General features: G+C 64.5%; 18 protein-coding genes. 14 read left to right on the top strand and 4 right to left on the bottom strand.

Annotation, left to right across the window (positions count from 1 at the left end):
* Nucleotides 1–42: 42 nt before the first annotated feature.
* From SMA01S_RS04415 to SMA01S_RS04400, 4 genes are all read right to left on the bottom strand, one after another.
* Entirely contained in the window at nt 43–1,014 is a 972-nt protein-coding gene (locus tag SMA01S_RS04415) for an SDR family oxidoreductase (protein ID WP_218016831.1), read from the bottom strand.
* Between the two features lie 26 nt (nt 1,015–1,040).
* Nucleotides 1,041–1,880: a DUF8021 domain-containing protein gene (locus SMA01S_RS04410; RefSeq protein ID WP_084250055.1), complete on the bottom strand. Its 840-nt coding sequence runs from the start codon at nt 1,878–1,880 to the stop codon at nt 1,041–1,043.
* A 1-nt stretch (nt 1,881) separates the two neighbouring features.
* Nucleotides 1,882–2,682, bottom strand: coding sequence for an SDR family NAD(P)-dependent oxidoreductase (locus tag SMA01S_RS04405; RefSeq protein ID WP_066817811.1), 801 nt, complete (start codon nt 2,680–2,682; stop codon nt 1,882–1,884).
* Between the two features lie 62 nt (nt 2,683–2,744).
* The gene (locus tag SMA01S_RS04400; protein ID WP_066817808.1) at nt 2,745–4,028 is read right to left on the bottom strand and encodes an acyl-CoA dehydrogenase family protein; all 1,284 of its coding nucleotides are present in this window, start codon (nt 4,026–4,028) and stop codon (nt 2,745–2,747) included.
* A 219-nt stretch (nt 4,029–4,247) separates the two neighbouring features.
* On the opposite strand from SMA01S_RS04400, the gene SMA01S_RS04395 reads away from it, so the two are divergent.
* From SMA01S_RS04395 to SMA01S_RS04330, 14 genes are all read left to right on the top strand, one after another.
* On the top strand, nt 4,248–5,729 hold the full coding sequence (locus SMA01S_RS04395) for a carotenoid oxygenase family protein (RefSeq protein ID WP_066817805.1): 1,482 nt from the start codon (nt 4,248–4,250) through the stop codon (nt 5,727–5,729).
* 15 nt (nt 5,730–5,744) lie between these two features.
* A complete protein-coding gene (locus SMA01S_RS04390) occupies nt 5,745–6,137 on the top strand; it encodes a nuclear transport factor 2 family protein (protein WP_066817802.1) in 393 nt (130 codons plus the stop codon).
* 52 nt (nt 6,138–6,189) lie between these two features.
* Nucleotides 6,190–7,419 carry an MFS transporter gene (locus SMA01S_RS04385; RefSeq protein ID WP_218016830.1) on the top strand — a complete coding sequence of 410 codons (1,230 nt, stop codon included), beginning with the start codon at nt 6,190–6,192 and terminating at the stop codon, nt 7,417–7,419.
* Nucleotides 7,416–8,795 (top strand): GntR family transcriptional regulator, encoded by a 1,380-nt coding sequence (locus SMA01S_RS04380; RefSeq protein WP_066817796.1) that lies wholly within the window; start codon nt 7,416–7,418, stop codon nt 8,793–8,795. Before SMA01S_RS04385 ends, SMA01S_RS04380 begins: the two co-directional genes overlap by 4 nt.
* Before the next feature lie 102 nt (nt 8,796–8,897).
* Nucleotides 8,898–9,656, top strand: coding sequence for an IclR family transcriptional regulator (locus SMA01S_RS04375; RefSeq protein ID WP_066817794.1), 759 nt, complete (start codon nt 8,898–8,900; stop codon nt 9,654–9,656).
* Nucleotides 9,657–9,913: 257 nt separating this feature from the next.
* Nucleotides 9,914–10,777: a VOC family protein gene (locus SMA01S_RS04370; protein WP_066817792.1), complete on the top strand. Its 864-nt coding sequence runs from the start codon at nt 9,914–9,916 to the stop codon at nt 10,775–10,777.
* Nucleotides 10,778–10,802: 25 nt separating this feature from the next.
* The gene (locus SMA01S_RS04365; protein ID WP_066817790.1) at nt 10,803–11,654 is read left to right on the top strand and encodes a fumarylacetoacetate hydrolase family protein; all 852 of its coding nucleotides are present in this window, start codon (nt 10,803–10,805) and stop codon (nt 11,652–11,654) included.
* Nucleotides 11,654–12,175 (top strand): flavin reductase family protein, encoded by a 522-nt coding sequence (locus tag SMA01S_RS04360; protein ID WP_245649148.1) that lies wholly within the window; start codon nt 11,654–11,656, stop codon nt 12,173–12,175. Before SMA01S_RS04365 ends, SMA01S_RS04360 begins: the two co-directional genes overlap by 1 nt.
* A gap of 62 nt (nt 12,176–12,237) precedes the next feature.
* Nucleotides 12,238–13,344 carry a 3,4-dihydroxy-2-butanone-4-phosphate synthase gene (gene ribB / locus SMA01S_RS04355; protein ID WP_066818678.1) on the top strand — a complete coding sequence of 369 codons (1,107 nt, stop codon included), beginning with the start codon at nt 12,238–12,240 and terminating at the stop codon, nt 13,342–13,344.
* A gap of 169 nt (nt 13,345–13,513) precedes the next feature.
* Nucleotides 13,514–15,829 carry a TonB-dependent receptor gene (locus SMA01S_RS04350; protein WP_084250053.1) on the top strand — a complete coding sequence of 772 codons (2,316 nt, stop codon included), beginning with the start codon at nt 13,514–13,516 and terminating at the stop codon, nt 15,827–15,829.
* Between the two features lie 72 nt (nt 15,830–15,901).
* Nucleotides 15,902–16,816: an alpha/beta hydrolase fold domain-containing protein gene (locus tag SMA01S_RS04345; protein WP_218016829.1), complete on the top strand. Its 915-nt coding sequence runs from the start codon at nt 15,902–15,904 to the stop codon at nt 16,814–16,816.
* A gap of 103 nt (nt 16,817–16,919) precedes the next feature.
* Nucleotides 16,920–18,215, top strand: a complete 1,296-nt coding sequence (locus SMA01S_RS04340; RefSeq protein WP_066817786.1) for a GntR family transcriptional regulator — start codon at nt 16,920–16,922, stop codon at nt 18,213–18,215.
* A 74-nt stretch (nt 18,216–18,289) separates the two neighbouring features.
* On the top strand, nt 18,290–19,396 hold the full coding sequence (locus SMA01S_RS04335) for an LLM class flavin-dependent oxidoreductase (RefSeq protein WP_066817783.1): 1,107 nt from the start codon (nt 18,290–18,292) through the stop codon (nt 19,394–19,396).
* Between the two features lie 36 nt (nt 19,397–19,432).
* Entirely contained in the window at nt 19,433–20,335 is a 903-nt protein-coding gene (locus tag SMA01S_RS04330) for an SDR family oxidoreductase (protein WP_066817780.1), read from the top strand.
* Nucleotides 20,336–20,349 lie beyond the last annotated feature (14 nt).

The raw sequence follows: 20,349 nt of genomic DNA, 5'->3' as shown, positions 1-20,349 counted from the left end.
GTCACCATTGCTTGGCCAGGCGGCGAAACAAGACGGCGCTTTTCACGTGGCGATATCGAGGCGGCCAGATGGCGTCCTGGATCGGACGCGATCGCGCTCCTCGACGTACATTGCCGGCCGCAGCACATCGCGCTCCTCGTCCAGCCGCGCTTGTGGCGCCGGCGGGCCGTCCATACGGAAAGAACCGAGCAGTGCCTCCGATCGATCGCGAACCGCCGGTTCGAACTCCGGATGCGACAGGATGAACATGTCATTGTTCTGCACGCCGCGCAGTACCCAAGCGCCGGCCTCCAGCGGATCCATGCCGGGGCCATCCCTCTCGGGATCGGGGACGCGCCGGCGGAGGTCCTCGAGGAAATCCACTAGATCCTGCCCGGGCAAACGGGTGTCGCCGAGATGTGCCGGCCGGTTTCGGTTGGAATCGCGAATGTTGCTGTTGATCCCTCCCGGGCAATAGACAGAGACGCCGATATTGCTCTCGCGGAGTTCGGTGCGAAGCCCCTCCATCATACCGACGACGGCGAACTTGGTGGCCGAATAAACACCTGCTTTCGCAGCGACCAGGCCGCCCATCGAGGACACGCTGACAATATGGCCGCCTTCGCCGTGTGCGCGGATCAACGGCAGGAACGCGTAGATGCCATTGAACACGCCGTCGATGTTGACGCTGCGGGCCCAGTCCCAGTCGTCATAGGTCGCCTCCGCTAGCCCGGTGATGAGCCCGACCGCAGCATTGTTGACGAGGATGTGAACCTTGCCGAAGTGCGCTTTCACCTCTTCGGCGGCCGCTGCCATGCCGGGGCGATCGGCAACATCGACGCAGATCGGGTGCACGCGCTCCTCACGGCCCGCCAACAAGCGCATCGCGCGGTCGCGGTGTGAGGCGGTGCGGTAGGAAAAGGCGACCTTCATCCCGGCCTCGACAAAGGTGCGGACGATGCCCAATCCCAACCCGCTGCTGCCTCCCGTGACGAACGCGACCTTGCCGGTGACGTCGCGCATCGATTGCTGCATCGGACATTCTCCTTATGCGCAGACGCTCAGCTCGCGTCGGTCCATCCCGACGCGGCTCCCCTCGGCAAGATCTGGTGGATAGCGTCGATCATCCGTATCTCGCCATCGACCACCTTAAAAAGGTTCATGATGTAGAAGCAGCCGGTGTCGGGGCGCGGGTTCCGCGGGTCGTCGGCGAAATCGACCATCGCGATCGACACGGTGACTCCGCGTGCCTCGTCCTGGACCGGAAAACGCTTCTCGCGGACCTTGGGCCGTGCTGGACGCGTCCCGGTGATGATCGAGGCAATCGTGTGGACGGTCTTGTCGGGCGACAGCAGAATCTCGAGATTGTTGGTGGTCTTTTTGCCGTTGGCGTAGCGGTCGGCACGGTGATTGACGGCGACCAGGCTCCCGTCACTTTCCCCGAGAGCCACCCAATAAAGGTCGGCGGCCTCTCGCAGGCCTGTTCGTGTCGCACCGCGCTCGGGCGGGACCGGCGCCTCGTAGATCAAGTCCATGTTCACCAATTGGTCGACATCGGCGAAGAAACCGTGTGCGTTGGTGCTGACGATCGCTTCCGCCTCGGCGATCGCTCCGGCCTGGATACGCAGCCGCAGGGCGAGCGGTTGGAGGCCTTCGGTCTGGATCGCACCAATTACCACGACCTCGCCGCGCGCCTCGTCGCAGAGGATTGCCGGATGGCCGGGGATGGTGCGCGACGTCTGCCAAAGACCTTCGCCCGGGGCGACCGGTCGTGCATTTTCGGTAGCGTGATACCCGGCGGCGAGCGGCACGTCATCGGGCCGCCCGTCCACCAACGCACTGAGGTAGCAGCGCGCGAGCGACACCAGCGCTTCGCGCCCGGTACCGCTTGCCGGCGTCACCCTAAATACCCCCGTCGACGACTATGTTGGTACCGGTGATGAAGTCCGCGACCGGGCTCGCGAGGAAGGCGACGGTCGCGGCAATGTCGTCACCTCTGCCCACCCGGCCCGCAGACTGGCGGAAGATGTCGAGCGCCAGCGTGCGCTCGACATCCTGCCAGCGCTCGGCCAACTTCAGTTCCTGGACGATGCCTTGCAACTCGTTCTCCGAGCCCGGCGAGTGAATGATGCCGGCGCTGATCGAATTGGCGGTGACGCCCGTGCCCGCCATCGAGCGCGATAGGCTGCGCGACAAATTGATCTCCGCCGCTTTGGCCGCTTGATAATCGGGGAAGTTGGGCGGTTGGTGGAGCGCCACCGCACTAGCGATCTGGATGCAGCGGCCCCAACCGCGCTCGATCATGCCCGGCGCCAGGGTGTCGATCAGTCGCACCGTGGCGATCACATTGAGCTTGTAGGTATCGAGCCAGGCGTCCGATCCTTGGCCCAGCCAGCCGTCGCGCGCGAAGCCCTTCGGTCGGCCGCCGGCGTTGTTGACCAGGATATCGATGCCGCCAACCTCGCGCTCGATCGTGGCAACGAGTGCCGATACGGACGCGTCATCGGTCAAGTCGCCGGTCACCGCGTGGCTGATTCCTCCGGCATCGTTGATCGCAGCCGCCACGGCGCGCGTCCGCTCGGCGTTGCGGCCGTGAACGACTACGGTGGCGCCTTCCTTTGCCAGATAGTGGGCGATCGCCTCGCCAATGCCCGAGCTGCTGCCGGTCACCAACGCGCGCTTGCCGTCGAGCCTCAAATCCATGTGTTACCTCCGTTGGGCAGCACGCGCCGGCCGCCATTGCGATCATCGTCGAACCGCCGCCGTCAGGCCGCGCGGACGCCCTGTGCCGCCTTGTCGATTCCCGGTACCGCTGCAGCGAATCCGCCGAGCGGTGCGAGCCCCATGAGCAGCCGTCCGCTAATCTCCGCGGCCGGATCGAGACGAGTCGACCCGTGGGTGAGCGCTACGCGCGTGTCGCGGACGTAGCGCTGGATCGGGTTGGAAAGGCTGACGGTAAACGAGCCAAGGGCGATCTGGATCATATCGATCGCCTGACCGCATGCATTTCCGGCATGGACGAAATCCATCATGATCTCGGCCTCTTCGGCCGGGGTGAAGGGCTCGCCGGCCAGCGCCTTGCGGTCGATATAGTCCGCGCGGCCGAAGATCAGCGCCTCTGCCGCATTGATCATCGCGCGCGTCTTGCCAGCGACGACCTCGATCGACGGCGTGGCGGCGAGCGTCTCATAGGGCAGGTTGAACGGCTTCTTCTTCTCGCACTGCTGAACGAAGCAATCGAAGGCTCCGCGCGCCATCCCGAGCGGGATCGCCATCGTTTCCATCGCCACGATCAGCATCAGCCCGAGGCCATCGAGCTTGTAGCCGAGCCCGGCGAAGCGGCTCCGCAGCCCGTCCAGCCCCTTGGGCATGTTGGCGAGGTTGGCGACCCGGTGCTCGGGGACGAACACGTCTTCGGCCACGGTGATGCTGTTGCTGGAAGAGCCGCACAGGCCCATCACTTTCCAGTCGTCGACGATCTCGTATTGACCGCGCTCGAGCAAGACCATGCCACGGTCGTCATCGATTTGTGCGCCGACCACGACGAAGGCGGCGTGCTTGCAGCCGCTGCCGAAACCCCATTTGCCACCGGCTTCGACGATATAGCCGCCATCGACCTTGCGCGCCCGCTGGATTTTCTCGGAGAAGAGCGACGCGCTGGCGACTACCGGCCCCTTCCATTCGGGAACAAGGCCATAGACCTCCTTCACTGCCTGGTCGGGAAAGGTCAGCATGACGCGCGCGAAGCCCGACCCAATCATTGCGATCCAGGCCGCCGAGCCGTCGCCCCGCGCGATCTCGGCGACAATCTCGACCAAGTCGCGCGCGCCCAAAGCGAAGCCGCCATATTCGATCGGTACCGAAATGCGGAACACGCCGGCGTCGGCAAGGGCATTCAGCGTCGGCAACGGCAGGCAGCCGATCTTCTCGCCCTCCGTCGCGTGTTCGCGGATCAAGGGAACGAGACCCGCGACTCGGTCGCGAATTGCGCGGCCCTCGGGCGTGCCGAGGGGGGATTCATGAATGGAGGTCGGTCCGATGCCGCTCATCTGTGCCTCGCCTAATCGGTTGTCGTCTATCGCGATGGCCGGGAAATGCGCTTCGGCTGGAGCGCAAACCAGACGGCGTTATGGGGCGGTGTGTGTTGCCTTCGCGGGGGTAACGAGGAAGAGGATTCCCGCCGTCTGGTTTCCGGCGCCCGCTTGGCCGAACGTCATGGCGAAGAACTGCGGAGAAGAACTGCGGGTTCGCAACTAGGAGCAGGAAACATGACGAAGGCTTTCCCGGCGATCATGACGCAGGGAATCGATGAACCCTGTCGCTTCGAAGGCGAGGTGTTCGACCTGGAAGTGGTCGAAGGTACCGTCCCAACCGAACTGGACGGGCTTTTGGTGCAGGCGGTGCCGGACCAGGTCTTTCCGCCCGAAGTCGCGGTTATCCATCCGATGACCATAGCTGCCGGTGGCGACGGCTCGGTACGCGCGTTCCGCTTCAAGGACGGCCATGTCGACTTCCGCACCCGCTACGTCCGCACCGAACGGTATCTCCTGGAACGCGAGGCGCGGCGCTCGCTGTTCGGCAATTACCGTGATCCGTTCTCCGATGATCCCTCGGTCGCGGGCAAAAGCCGGACCACCGCGAATACCGCGCTTTTCTTCCATGCCGGCCGGTTGTTCTCCGCCAAGGAGGATGGCCTTGCCTATGAGATCGATCCCGATACGCTCGGCACGCGTGGCGCATGGACGGCAAACGGGGCGATCACCAGCAAGACCTTTACTGCCCATCCGAAGATCGACCCGCGCACCGGCGAGTTGTTCGCATTCGGTTATGCCGCCAAAGGCGAGACGACCCGCGACGTCGCTTATTATGTGTTCGATGCCGACGGCGCCTTGGCGCACGAGGCATGGTTCGAGGCGCCCCGATCGGCGATGATCCACGATTGTGCGGTGACAGACAATTACGTGCTGTTTCCGATGATGCCGATTACCAGCGACATGGCGCGGCTGCGCGCCGGTGGTCCGCATTTCATCTACGAAGCGGACATGCCGCAATATTTCGGCGTGATGCCGCGCAAGGGATGTGGCGATGAAATCCGCTGGTTCACCGCGCCGCCGGCTTTTCCCGGCCACACCGTCAATGCCTATGAGGAAGACGGCAAGATCGTCTTCGATCTTCTGGAGGCAGAAGGGAATGGTTTCGCGCCGGTCGTGGCCGATGCGGACGGCAACGCGCCGCCGCCCGGCAGCGTGCCCAATGCGCTGGTCCGCTGGCGGATCGATTATCATGCCAATTCGACTGAATTGACCGATCGTGAGGTCCTCGCGCCGGTCGGAGGGGAGGGCGCCCATATCGATCCAAGGCGCGACCTCCGGCCGTATCGCCACATGTTCGTACCGACGCTCGATCCCAAGCTGCTGACTACAGACGTCAATGGCCGTCCGGTGCCTGTAATGTTCAACCAGTTGAGCCATTTCGATCTTCACACGGGTGCGCGCACGAACTGGTACGCCGGCCCGGCGGCGACCTTGCAGGACCCGGTGTTCGTACCGCGGTCGGTGGATGCCGCGGAAGGAGATGGCTATCTTATCGCGCTGCTCAACCGTCCGCTCGAGCGGCGCAGCGAGTTGGTGATCGTGGAAAGCCTGAACCTCGCGGCCGGGCCCGTGGCACGGATCAGCCTGCCGCTCCGGATGCGGCTGGGTATCCACGCGACTTGGATCGACGGGTCATTGGTGCCCGAGTGGTTTTGATAAGGAGATAAGCGAATGACGCGGACCAGCCCCCTCGACCGCCAGGCAGCGATCGACCTGGTACAGAAATTCATGGGCCTGCTGATCGATCCAAACCGCTCGGACGAGGTTCGCCCCTTGGTGACCGAGGAATATATTCAGCACAATCCCAACATCGAATCGGGCGTCGAACCGGTGATCGCTTTCACCAAGTCCGACTATGCGCAACGCGCACGCACCGAGATGCGTCCCGCGCCGGAACCGCCGATGTTCGTTCACGAGCAGGACAAGATCGTGATGATCCTGCCGCGTGACCTGCCCGATCCAGAAGATCCGTCCAAAACCTATCGCACCTATTGGTTCGACATGTGGCGGATCGAGGATGGGAAGCTGGCCGAACATTGGGATGGCGCGCTGAAGGATCGCTGAGAGCGTAACGACGGACGAGCCCGACGTGGAACGGGCCGTGAGGAGAGAATAAGTGGCGGTACCGACCCGATGGCAAGCAACGGTGGCGAGCGCGTTGTGCATGGCGGTGGGCATGTCCGCCATCTTCATGGGCTCCTTTCCGGTCTTCCTTCAGCCGGTTTCGGCCGATCTCGGTTGGGGCCGGGCGGTTTTTCCGGAGGTGATCACTGTCTCCTCTATAGCCGCGGCGGTGCTCATGCCGTTTGGGGGGCGACTGGTCGACCGCATAGGCGTTCATCAACCGGTCGCCGTCGGGCTTGTCCTGGTGGCGCTGGCGATGCTGCTCTTCTCGATCGTCGAGAGCGTCGGCATCGCTTTTTGGGCGGGCGCTCTTGCGTTGGGCGCGGGCGCTGCGTTCGCCGGGCCGCCCGCCTTCGTCGGGCTGATATCGTCCTGGTATGACCGTAATCGCGCGCTCGCCATCGGAGTGGTGTTGTCGGTTGCCCCAGCTTGCTCGCAAGCGGTGGTCGCGCCGGTAACGCAGCACCTGATTGTGGCTCTCGGTTGGCGCGACAGTTATCGTGTGCTGGCTGCGCTGGTCGTCGCAATTGGCGTCCCGGTGAGTCTCGCCATGTTGCGTCGGCGCCCTTCCACCGACCATGCCGACGGGCCGGTCGCGTTGCCAGGGGCGAGTGCGCGCGACGCCGTCCGCACCCCTGCCTTCTGGCTGCTTGCGGTGGCAAGTTGCTTGTCCAGCGGAACCCTTCTCGGGCTCATTGTCCATATCGTTGCGTGGCTGACCGGTCGCGGCGTTGCCGGCGAAACGGCTGCGTTCGTTTTGTCTTCCGTGTTCTTGGCGGGCATGGCGGGCGCGTTCGTCGCGGGTTATGTCGCCGACCGCGCCCGCGGCATCCTTGCCCTGCAGGTCTTTTATGCGCTGCCGATCGCCGGATTGGGGCTGATGGCGGCAACGACCGCTCTACCCGTGCTCGTTGCGGGGGCGGTGCTGATCGGTCTCGGCACCGGTGCCACGACCGGTCTATCGCCCTATCTGACAACGCGCTATTTCGGCCTGCGTGCCTCGGCGGAAATCTTCGGTATGATCCTGGCAATGACGATGGTCGCTCTTGGGGTAGTCCCGGTGTTGATCGGCGCCGGCTACGATATCAGCGGAAGCTACGGTGCGCCGCTCGTGTGCGCGGCGATAGCGCTTGCCATCTCCACGATCAGCGTTGGGCTTGCCGACCGTGCCGGACGCCCGACGCGAGCGAACGGGCCGGTCGCGGAGACGCCTGTCGCATGACCGATCGGGATCCCGCCAAGCCGGACCGGCTCGCCGCATTGGTCGACAGTGTGGTCGGGCGCGCACCGATCAACAAGCGGCCGCTGCTGCTCGCTGACCAGTTGGAGGAACAGTTCCTGCAAGGTGGATGGCCGGAGGGATTGAGCCTTGGCGCCGAGCAGGCGATGGCCAACCGCTACGGCGTCGGACGTGATGTATTGCGCGAGGTCGTGCGGCTGCTAGAGGCGCGCAATCACGCCCGCATGCGGCGCGGCCCGAATGGGGGGCTGGAAGTCGTAAGGCCTGACCTGGAGGATCTGACCGCGCGCCTTGCCGGCTATGCTTATGTGTCACGCCTCGATCGAAACCAGGTTGTCGACGCATGGATCGCGCTGCAAGCGGCAGCGCTTAGGCATCTCGACGCCGCCTCCGCGGCAGAATGCCTGCGGTCGCTGCGCGGAGCGACGCTGCGCGTGCTCGGTGACGGGTTGATCAGCGCGGCCGACAGCGCCCTGTTGACGATCCTGGCCAGGATGGTCGGTGATCTCTTGCCGCCACTGCGCGACGAGACGGTCGATATCGCCGACGCCGCGCTCGCCGATTCAGAGTCGATATTGGATTGGATGCGGCAGGAGTGGGCAGGGGCGACCGCGCAAGTCGATGCCGGCCGCGCGGAGCCAGATTTCGTTCCGCCGCTGGCCCCGCACGCCTCGTGTTTCCAGCACCACGCAATGCTCCTGGTCCACAAGCTTATGACCACGATCTCGCCCGATGCATGGGCGCGCGGCGAACTGATCGGCAACGAATTCGACCTGGCGGACCAGTTCGGCGTCGATAAGAGCGTAGTGCGCCAGGCGATACGGCTGATGGAGGACGCCGAGACGGCAACCGCGCTGCCCGGCCGCGGTCGTGGGCTGATGACGCGCCTGCCCAGCACGGCCCCGCTCAGCCGTTTGCTTTGCGCATACCTGATCGCCCATCGCGTCGAGAGTGCCGATGGGGAGCGCGTGTTTGAGGCACTGCGCATCGAATCTGCCGGGCTCGCGAGCGACCGCGCCTCCCTTGAGGACCGGGCAACATTGCTGGCGATGGGCGATGATCTTGATCAGCTCTGCGCGCCGCTGCCGGTCGCCGCGCTCCAGGCGTTCGAGCGGCTGCAACAACACGCCGCCTACAATCGTCTGCTTGGCTTGTTTATTGACGGGGTGAAGGCGTTCCTTACCTGGCGGGGCGAAGCCTGGCCGTTGGCCTCGGATCTTATCGTCGAAACTTATCGGACACATACCAAGCGCGTCGTCGCCGCGATCTGTGCCGGGGATCGCATGGGTGCGCGGGGGGCCGAGGCGGCCAAGCTCGAAGCTTTGCGGAAGACGAGAGACGCACAGCTGACATGGTAGTAGCCCGCTCGCGTGCACTCAGGTCGCAGCACGCGCACAATCTCCTTGGATTTCGGATCGGGCAATGCGACCTGTCGCGCGGACGGTGCAAGGCGGGGATAGATGACGACTGCGGATCGCGTGCTCGCAGTGCTGGGCCTTTTCAGCCTGGAGCGCCCCGAATGGACGGTGGAGGCGATCGTCGCCGAATTGGGCCTGTCAGGGAGCACCGCTTATCAATATGTCCGGAGTCTCGCCCAAGCCGGACTGCTCGTGGCAAACAAGCCGGGCCGCTATACGATCGGCCCCGCCGCGCTCGAACTCGACCGGATCGCGCGCCATGTCGATCCTCTCGTTCGCCAGGCGCGCCCGGTCCTCGAGGAGCTTGTCGACGCCTGCGCACTGCCGGCAATCGGGCTCCTTTGCCGACTGTACCGGCGAGAAGTGATGTGCGTGGATCAGTATGTGCCGCACTCGCCGGGGCTCGACAGCAGCTACGAGCGCGGGCGGCCCATGCCGCTGACGCGTGGTTCGGCATCGCGCGTCATCCTCGCCAACCTGCCGCCGCGTGCCTTGCGCCGCTTCTATGAGAGCGCGGCTGCGGCGGTCGCTGCCGCCGGGCTCGGCGGCGATTGGGAAGAGTTTCGTCGGCGCGCGCAAGCGGCCCGCCGGGCGGGTGTTCTCACCGCCATCGGTGAACTCGACGCCGGCGCGCTCGGCATTTCGGCACCTGTTTTCGGTAACGACGCCTCTATCCTTGGCAGCATCAGCCTCGTGATTTCCGCCGCGCCAACGGCCGCGGACGCAGCACTCGTCACACATCTCGAACGATGCGTCCGTGCCGCCGGGACCACCATCAGCGAAGCCCTTCGCGGCGACTAACGAAGAACGGCGCGTCGACGTCGATGGCGATCGCGGCGTCTACCTTGCCCTCGGTGGCCCTCGGCGCCTGGAGCAAGTGATCGGCATTGTTGGCGACGATATCGAGATAAGGACGGTTGCTCCCCGCGAAACGCGTCCGCCGTCAAGCCGGCGGCGGCCGCCTGGCTGATTTGCCTGCTCGTTGACTGATCAATTTTCCGGATATATGGGAATTTTGTAAGTTTCGAGGCCAATCGGTACGGAGAGGGATCTGTTTCATGCCCATTTGCCTGGATCACTCAGGTCGCCCGCCAGATAGCCTCGTCGCGACCCTTCACTATCTCGAACTCGGCTGCTCGGATCCGCGTGCCAGTGGGGACTTCTACCGGCGTGCACTGGGCTATGCCTTGTCGAAGGAGGGCGACGCGGTCATCGCACGAGGGCCTGACCGGCAGCTGGCCCTCGTTACCGGCGTGCCACGATCGTTGGTTTCGGCCGGGTTCATGCTCCCCGATCGCGCCGAGCTCGACCGCCTGAGAGAGCGTATCGGTCGCGCCGGGTGGCCGGCCCGCGACGGCCCGACACGGTTCTTCGGCGATGCCGTCATCGTGCATGACCCTGACGGCAATTGCTTGGCGTTCGGCCTAGCCAATGGCGAGCCTTTGGCGGAAGCAGGCACGACCCTCGACGCCCGGCTGCAGCATGTGGTCGTGGCGAGCCGCGCGCCAGCGCGCATCGTTGCGTTTTTTCGCGATGTGCTCGGGTTCACGCTGTCCGACGATGTGCTGGCTGACGATGGCAGCGTGCGCACGTCCTTCCTGCGTTGCAGCCAGGAGCACCACAGCTTTGCGGTGTTTCTGGCATCGGAAGATCGCCTGGATCATCATTGCTACGAGACGCGGGACTGGAATGGCATCCGCGACTGGGCGGACCGTCTCGCGGACGAGCGGATACCGCTTCAATGGGGGCCGGGACGGCATGGACCCGGCAACAACCTGTTCATTTTTGTCCACGATCCGGACGGCAATTGGGTGGAGATTTCCGCCGAGCTCGAGCTCGTCGAGCACGCGCGTCCAGTCGGCCGATGGCCGCACGAAGAGCGAACCTTGAACAGCTGGGGACTCGGTCTGCTGCGCAGCTGACAGTCCAATCATCCGGGGAAGTTGCATGAAACTAGTCAGTCTTGCCGTGAACGGTCGCCACAGCGTGGGCGTGGTCGATGATGAAGAGATTGCCGACGTCGGAGCCGTGCTGGGCGGCGACCTGAAGTCGCTGCTGGCAGCCGACGGCTTGGCGCGGACACGCGACGCCGTTTCGCAAGCGGCGCGCATTCCGCTTGCCGACGCCGTGCTGCTCCCGGTGATCCCCAACCCGGGTAAGATCTTCTGCGTCGGGCACAATTATGAGACGCACCGCCAGGAGACAGGCCGCGACAAGACCGAGCATCCTTCGATCTTTGTCCGGTTCGCCGATAGCCAGATCGGCCACGGCGCGCCGCTGCTCTTGCCGGCGGTATCGACGATGTTCGACTACGAAGGCGAATTGGCGGTGGTGATCGGCCAGGGCGGCCGCGCGATCCCAGCGGAAAGGGCGTTGGAGCACGTCGCAGGGTATAGCTGTTACAACGACGCATCGGTGCGCGACTGGCAATGGCATACCCGCCAGTTCACCCCCGGAAAGAATTTTCCGGGAACGGGAGCGTTCGGTCCCTGGCTGGTAACGGCTGACGAGATCCCAGATCCCTCGCTCCTGTCCGTCACGACGCGCGTGAACGGCCGGGTGATGCAGTCGCAGCCGACGGCCGACATGATTTTCCCGATCCCGACCATCATCGCCTATTTGTCGCAGTTCACCGCGCTCTCCACTGGTGACGTCATTGTAACCGGCACGCCCGGCGGCGTCGGGGCCAAGCGGCAGCCGCCGGTCTGGCTCCAAGTCGGCGATCTCGTGGAAGTGGATATTCCGCAGGTCGGCCTGCTGACGAACCCTGTACAGGCTGAAAAAAGGGGGCAGGGCTGATGGACGAGTGCGTTTCCGCGGTTCTCGACCGACGGATAATCGATCCTGCTCGCTTCCGTCAGGTGCTGGGTGCCTATCCGACCGGTGTCTGCGTCGTAACCTCGGAAAGTAACGGCGTACGCCTGGGACTGGCGGTCGGCTCCTTCACCGCAATCTCGCTGCAACCGGCGCTGGTCGGCTTCTTTCCCGACAAGGGATCGACCACCTGGCGCAAGATTGCGGAGACCGGACGGTTCTGCGTGAATGTCCTCGCGGCCGACCAGACCGATCTATGCCGCCGTTTCGCGACTAGGGCCGACGACAAATATGGCGACCTGGTTCATGGTGAGAGCCCGGCCGGCCTGCCATTGATCGATGGCGCCGTCGCGTGGATCGACTGCCGCATCCACGATGTCGTCGATATCGGCGATCACTTCCTCGCGGTGGGAGAAGTACTCGATCTGCAGTCCGCCGAAAGCGGCGAGCCACTGATCTTTCTGCGCGGCGCCTATCACGGCGCGGTGCCGATCGCGGTTTCGTGATGCCGTCCGAGGAGCCGCTGTGCGAAGAGGCCGGGCTTGACCTCACGAGGCCTCGGCGGTCGATGCGCGACCGGTCGGCGCAGATCGCCATGCCCGAGGAGATCATCGAGGAAGCCAAGAACGGCCGCATGTTCATCCTGGTCGATGACGAAGATCGCGAGAACGAGGGCGATCTCGTCATTCCGGCGCAAATGGCGACACCGGAGAAGATCAACTTCATGGCGCGCCATGGGCGCGGTCTGATCTGCCTGGCGTTGACGAAGGCGCGCGTCGACCAGCTCGGACTCGAACCGATGAGCCGCAACAACGGTACGCGGCATGAGACGGCGTTCACCGTTTCGATCGAGGCGCGCGACGGCATCACGACCGGCATCTCCGCCGGCGATCGGGCGCGCACGATTGCGGTCGCGATCGATTCCGGCAAGGGTCGCGAGGAAATCGTTTCGCCTGGTCACGTGTTCCCGCTGGCGGCGCGCGACGGCGGCGTACTGGTGCGCGCCGGGCACACCGAAGCGGCGGTCGATGTATCGCGCCTGGCCGGTCTCAATCCGTCAGGCGTGATCTGCGAGGTCATGAACGATGACGGCACGATGGCACGGCTCGCGCAGCTCGTTGCCTTTGCCGGCGAGCACGGCCTCAAGATCGGCACGATCCGTGACCTGATCGCTTATCGCCGCCGCTTCGATCGCGTAGTCGACTGCGTTTCCAGCACGCCGTTCCAGTCGACCTATGGCGGCGAGTGGCGGCTCCTGACCTATCGTAATCGGTACGATGGGACCGATAATTTCGTGCTGCAAAAGGGCAATGTCGATCCTGGCAGGGAGACGCTCGTGAGGATGCACTCGGCGTCGCTCTTGTCCGACCTGCTCGGCGAAGCGGGCAAAAGGGTACGCGCGATCCCCCAGGCGATGGAGCAGATCGCCCGCGCCGGATCGGGTCTGATCGTCCTCATCGTACCGCGCAGCGCCAGCGGCACCAGCCTGCATACGGCTCCGCACGATGATCCCGACCTCGATCGGCGATCTTATGGGGTGGGCGCGCAGATTCTCGCCGACCTCGGCGTCCACGACATCGCGCTCCTGACGAGTTCGCATCACCCGCAACTTGTCGGTCTCGAAGCCTATGGCCTCAATATTGTCCGGCGGCAGCCGTTCGACGTGGCGGAGTAAAGAGCCGTCGTCACGGCCAGACAACGGGCTCCGGAATCATCGCCACTGGTTTCGATACCGCTTCTGCTCGATCACGGCGAACAACGCAGGCGAGGTGCCATGGCGATGCGACCTCGAGCGAGGTCCTCTCCGCAGCATCACGCGCACTGCGAGGACAAGGAGGGGAGTGATGGTGACAATACAGGCAGTCAATCGGAGCAATCGGGCGTGGTGCGCGTGCGGCGCGTCAGTGGCGGTCATCGCGCTTGCCTTATTTGCGGCCCCTGCCGTCGCTCAGGACGCCACCAACGCCCCCCGAAGCGAGACGACCAGTCAGCCGGCGCCCGCGAGCGACCAGAAAACGGGGCTCGAGGATATTATCGTCACGGCCGAGCGCCGTCCGAATGACGCACAGAAGACTGCCGCCTCGATCACGGTGCAAAACGGCGACGATCTCCTCGCTCGCGGCAAGTTCACGCTGCGCAACATTCTCGAAACCGTGCCCAACGTGTCCGGCGGCGAGTCCGAAGGCGCCACCAACGAGCCGACCGGAAGCGACAGCCCGGCATCCGGCATCACCATTCGTGGCGTCGCGTCCAACGGCGGGCCCGCGGGCGTCACGCTCTCCGGCATTCCCGCGACGGCGCTGTACGTCGATGACGTTTATAGCGGCATCGGCGGCAACTTCGATATCGACCGGGTGGAGGTGCTGCGCGGGCCGCAAGGGACCCTATATGGCCGCAGCGCCACCGCCGGGCTGGTCGCCATTCACACCCGCAACCCCGATCTGACCAGGTTCGGCGGTGACGCGACCGCCGAATACGGCAGCTACGATTTGTTGCACGTTTCCGGCGCGCTGAACGTGCCGATCGTCAGCGACAAGTTGGCGCTGCGTATCTCGGGCAATCGTTACCAGCGCGATGGTGTCGACGTGGAAACGGGATTCGGGCGGAGCCGCGTGACCGAGGGCAGGGCGAAGCTGCTCTTCCAACCCAATGAAGATGTGTCGCTGCTGATAGGCGCCGCCTTTCAGGACAAGCGACTCTATAATGGCGGCATCGCCGGTGTCCTGACGCAACCCGACCATATCGAGTATCAGCCGTTCGCGGTTGGCTCCGCCGATACCAAATATCGCCAGGTCTGGGGCGAACTCAATTGGAACCTCGGCGGCGTGCGGCTGACCTATCTGCCGTCCTACCGAACCTGGGATCAGGACGCCAAGGTCGTTGTGGTCGGACCCGGCGGCGGCGCGTTGAATTCGTTGGTGCGAACGCCGCACGACATTTTCATCACCCACGAATTGCGCTTGCGCTCGGACTCGGGCGCCCGCATCCAGTGGCAGACCGGTCTATTCTATTATTCCAACGACATACGTAACAGTAACCGCAATATCTGGCAGGAATCGAAAGGCCTGCTGTTCGAAGCCGATACCGCACGCCGTACCCGTGACATCGGCGTGTTCGCCGAAGCCACGATACCGCTGGCGAAGGGCCTGCGCCTGACGGGCGGCCTGCGCTACGACAAGACCATCGTACGCACGCAGGAGACGTATACGTCGAACCTCAACGTGTTTTGCAACACGCCGCTCGGCTTCATCACCGGCTGCACCATCGCGCCGCCCGATTCACCTTCGGCCGGGTTGCCCGAGGCGCTCACCAGCATCGCCGTGAGCGGCGACGCCGGGCGCCGCAAGTTCGAGAATGTGACCTACAAGGCGCGCCTCGAATATGACCTGTCGCCGACCAGCCTGCTTTACGCATCGGTGTCGACGGGCTTCCTTCCCGGCGACGTACAGATCGGCACCGGTGCCGGTAACCAACCCGTCGTCTATCCGTATAATTCCGAGCAACTGACCGCGTTCGAGCTGGGCAGCAAGAACCGCTTTTTCGATCGCCGGCTGCAAATCAATCTCGGTGTCTTCCACTATGACTATGCCGGCTACCAGGCGAGCATCCTGCTCGACCCGGCCAATCCGGGTTCGGCGGTCTTGTTCAACGTTCCCTTGCGGATGACGGGCGTCGAGGCCGAGGCGCTTTTCCAGGCGACGCCGGACGACCGGCTGGGGCTGAACTTCAGCTATATCGGCTCGCGCTTCCACGATTTGCCGGCCGGCTTCGCCAATGCCGTGGCTGAGCGCAAGCTGTGGGGATTTGCGCCGGCGAGCGCGACGGCGTCCTACGACCATGTTTTCCGCTTTGGCGGCTCGACCCTCGATTTCCGCGCCGAAGGCATCTGGCGGTCCGCTTATGACGCAAGCTCGACCTCGCCGGCGCTCGCGGCCCAGGGCGCGCTACCCTATGTTCGCCAGCATGCCTTCTTTCTCGGCAATCTGAGCCTGACCTGGGCGGCACCAAACGACCGTATCTCGGTGACCGGCTATGTCCGCAACGTGACCAACGAGCGGTACAAGACATATCTCAATCTGCAATCGATGGTCCCCCTTCAGGCGACCGGCACGCAATCCGACCCACGCACGTTCGGCGGTGTGATGACGGTGCGCTTCTGAACGCAAGGCGGATCGCCCCGAGTGCACGATCCGTATCAACGAAAAATCTCTTCTAGGTCGAGCAGCATGGATATGGATTTGTTTGCACCGGACGCGGTTCCGGCTGAGGTGCGCGCGTTCCTCGCGGCACAAGCCGAGCGCTTCGGCCACCTTCCCGGCCTGTGGGATTTGGGTATCGCGGCGGCGAGGAGCGGCGGCTTCATGCCGGGGGCCCCGCCGGCGCCGAACGCCTATGACATAGCGATCGGGGAGACGGTGTCGCTGCACGTCGTGCCGCATCCGGCGCCGCGCGCGGTGCTGCTCCATATCCATGGCGGCGGCTTCCTGCTGGGAGGGGCCGCCAACCAAGATCCTGCACTGACGCACGCCGCGACCAGCCTGGGCGTGACCTGTGTCAGCGTCGAATATCGTCTCGCGCCCGAGCATCCCTATCCTGCAGCCTGGGACGATTGCGAGAGGGCTGCGCTGTGGCTGGTCGAGCATGCTGCAGAGCGGTTCGGCGCGGACCTGCTCCTCGTCATGGGCGAATCCGCCGGCGCGCTGCTGGCGGTCGCTACGTTGGTGCGGCTGCGGGCACGTGGCTTATCGGGGCGGTTTGTCGGGGCGGCGCTGAGCTTCGGCGTGTATGATAGCGCGATGACGCCAAGTCAGCGCCTCGCCGAAACCGGCGTACTGAAAGGCCGCGACATCGCTCGGATCGCCGACGCCTACGCCCCCGATGGGGATCGGCGCCGCGATCCGGACGTGTCGCCGCTCTACGCCGACCTGTGCGACTTGCCGCCGGCGCTGTTCACGGTCGGCACGCTCGACGCCATGCTCGATGACTCGATGTTCATGTATTGCCGCTGGCTCGCGGCGGGCAATCGCGCCGAACTGGCGCTCTATCCGGGCGCGGACCACGCCTTTATCGAGACGCCGCATCCCTCGGCACGGCTGGCGGTCGACCGCATCCACGCCTTTCTCGGTGAGTGCCTGGCGCAAGCATGAGCCTGGCAAAATGAAGTTGATGCGGTGCCGCAGCATCACGATAAACGACGCGTATTGTCATTAAACGATTATTGTAGCATCTTTCGGTCGATCGGAGAGGAAGATGTCTGCATTGGCAAAACGCCAGGCGACCACAGTGATCGCACCGCCGGCCGCGCCAGAGGCGGCTAGCCTGTTGGCGGACGTGATCGGCGAATGGCAGCCCGCGGGAGAGAAAGGCGCTTGCCGCGTCGCTCGGCTCATCGAGGAGAATTTGATCGCGCGCGACTGGCCGCAAGGCCTAGCCTGCGGTTCCGAGCAGGCGCTGGCGGAAAGCTTCGGTGTCGGCCGGGCCGTGATCCGCGAAGCGATGCGGATCCTGGAAGTCCGCGGCACCGCGCGGATGGTGCCGGGTCCGAATGGGGGGCTACGCGTAACGCCTGTCGATCCCGCGCGCACCGCGGGGTTCGTCGTCGGTTTCGCTGCCTTCCACGATATTACCAAGGTTCAGCTTCGCGACACGGCGGATGCGCTGGCGCGTGCGCGGGCCGATCGTACCGGCGGGGCGGCGGCGCCCGAGGTCGAGCGGCAAGCGAGCCGGGCGATCGACTTCTTTGAAGATGTTCTGGCTGTCGTCGGCGAGCATTTGGACGACGGGGCAGGGAAGGAGCACGCTTCCTCGATCCTCCTTGCCCCCGAAGCGCTGCGGCGCTCCCGTGCCGGTCAAATCGCCGCGCTGTTGCTCCGCGAATGCTCGGTCGAAGAATGGCGGCACGGTCACCGCTTGGGTTCGGAAGAAGACCTTTGCTTCCGCTTGGGCGTCGATCGTGACTCGTTCCGCCAAGCGGTCCGGATCCTCGAAAGCGCGGGCGCGGCCGAAGCCAATTGCGGTCGTGGACGCGGACTGATCAGCAAATCGCCGCGTGCCGGCGCGGTGGCGCGTCTCGTTTCGTGCCTGTTCGCGAGCACCGACATCCTGCCCGACGCGGTGATGCTGGTTTTCGAGCGGCTAAATGCGGAGATCGTGGCCCTAGCGGCAGCGCGGGCGGAGGAGCCCGATTGCGCGGCGATCGAAGAGGCGCTCGACCAGCTCGCTCAGGCACTCGACGACGATGATTCGGATATCGCCCTTGGCTGCGTGTTCGAGGTCGAGGAAGCGATCGTAAGAACATGCGCAAACCCGTTGCTGCACCTCGTGGTGCAGAGCTTGCGCGCCTACCCGACCGCGCGGATGCCGCGAGACCCCCATCGCCTGCGCGACCTGAATCGCGAATACCTCCGGCTCAGCTGTCCGCTGCTCGGCGCGCTGCGCGCCAATGACGTGCGTGCCGCCGTCCGAGCGCAGCACGCGCGGACCGAGACCATGAAGATTTCCTCGCGTTCGGTGGGCCGGCCCGCTTTCGCACAGAAAGAACATTGATTATCATATATAGGTAATATATGACGTTTATGATTGGCGAGTGAAACACCTCGCATCCAGATAGGAGACGGACGATGCATGTGGGTTATGCGACAGGTTTCCAGCATCAGAGTGGCCCCAGCCTCAACGACAGGGTGTTCCTCCAGGAAGATCTGCGGATGGCGGTCGAGGCGGAGGATTTCGGGTTCGACTCGATCTGGGTGACGGAGCACCATTTCTCCGATTATTCGATTTCGCCGTCGCCGTTGCAGTCGCTGGCTTATCTCGCCGGGAAGACCAAGCGGGTGAAGCTCGGGACCCAGGTGATTGTCCTTCCTTGGAACGATCCCGTGCGCGTCGCCGAGCAGGCGCTCTGGCTCGATAACGTGACCGAAGGGCGGCTGCTGCTCGGCTTTGGCCGCGGCCTCGGCAAGATGGAATATGAAGGCCTTCGGGTCGACATCAATCAGACGCGTCAGCTGTTCCGCGAGCACGCCGAACTCATTATCGCCGCACTGGAAACCGGCGTGATCGAAGGCGGTGAGATCACCCAGCAGCCACGTCGCGAACTGCGTCCCCGCACGTATAAGAGCTTCGAGGGGCGCATCTTCGGCTCCGCCGGCTCGCCTGAATCGGTGCGCACCGTCGCCGAGCTCGGCATGGGCGTGCTCATCATCAATCCCGAACCGCGCGCGAATTTGGGCGTCGATTTCGACACGTACCACCAGGTCTGGGCAGAGAAGCAGCCGACGCGCAAGGCGCCGGCGCCGCTCCTGTCCGGGACCATCTTCGTCGATGAGAGCAGCGAGCGCGCGAAGACGCTGTCGGCGCAATATCACCGCGTCAATTTTCACGGCGCGGTACGCAATTACGGCATGGCCGAAGAGGATTTCGGCAACGCCAAGGGTAATGAATTTTACAAGAACATGCGCATCGCGCCGGACAAGATCGACGAGATGGCGGACAAGATGGGCGCGGTGATGCCCGCCGGAAATCCCACCGAGATCCTGCATATCCTCGAGCGCGTGAACAACGAGGTGAGCCTTCAGGGCTTCTTCCCGCACTTTCACTTTGGCGGCATGCCGCGCGCCGAAGCGGAGCGTAACATGCGCTTGTTCGCCGAAAAATGCTTGCCCGAGCTCAAGAGCTGGCCGTCGGAGAGTAGTTTCGAGCCCACCGCGCGGACGCTGGCAGCCGCCTGAGCCACGAACTCCGGCACGATTGGAGGGACGACGACTATGCGCGATCTGTCCGGCAGGGTGGCGTTCGTCACCGGCGGGGCGAGCGGCATCGGCCTGGGCATCGCCCAGGCGCTGCTCGACCGCGGGGTGAAGGTGATGCTCGCCGATCTGCGCGAGGATCATTTGCGGGCGGCGCGCGACCAGCTCAGTTCGACCCGCGAGGTCGAGACTTTGGTCGTCGACGTCATCGATCGTGCGGCGATGGCAGCAGCGGCGCAGCGAACCCTCGATCGCTTCGGCCGCTGCGATATCCTCGTCAATAATGCGGGCGTCGGCGCCAATCCGTCAGTGGACGTGATGCGTTACGAAGATTGGGATTGGGTGCTTTCGGTCAATCTGGGCGGCGCGGTCAACGGCGTGATGTCGTTCCTGCCGATGATGCTCGAGCGAGGCGATGGGCATATCGTCACCACTTCCTCGATGGCGGGGCTGCTGCCGACAGCCAATAACTACATCTACGCGGCATCCAAATATGCGGTGCGCGGCATGAGCGATTCGCTGCGCCTGACGCTTGCGCCGCGCGGCATCGGGGTGTCGGTGCTGTTTCCCGGGCTCACGCAGAGTCGTATGTTGCAGTCAGCAGAGAACCGTCAGCCGCAATTCCACACCGACGTGCCCCTCTCGGCGCCCGAAGGCGGCCCGGTGGAGATGCCGGCGGACGCAGGGATGCCTGCGCGTGAGGTCGGTGAAGCGGTGGTGGAGGGGATCATCGCCAACCGCGGCTATATCCTCTCGCACGCCGAATTCCGCGACGAACTCGCCGCGCATTTCGAGACAATCCTGGCCGCCTGCCCGCCGCCGCAATCGATCGATCCGGGCCGGCTGATGCTCGAACAGGCGCGGCGGCAACAAACGGCGGAGGCCGAGCGCGCGCTCGCTGCCTTGACCGCACGGGCGTGATGAGAGGGGGAAGT

It is taken from the genome of Sphingomonas mali NBRC 15500, assembly GCF_001598415.1.
In the GTDB taxonomy this organism is placed as follows: domain Bacteria; phylum Pseudomonadota; class Alphaproteobacteria; order Sphingomonadales; family Sphingomonadaceae; genus Sphingomonas; species Sphingomonas mali.
This window is presented reverse-complemented; position numbering and strand designations above follow the sequence as displayed.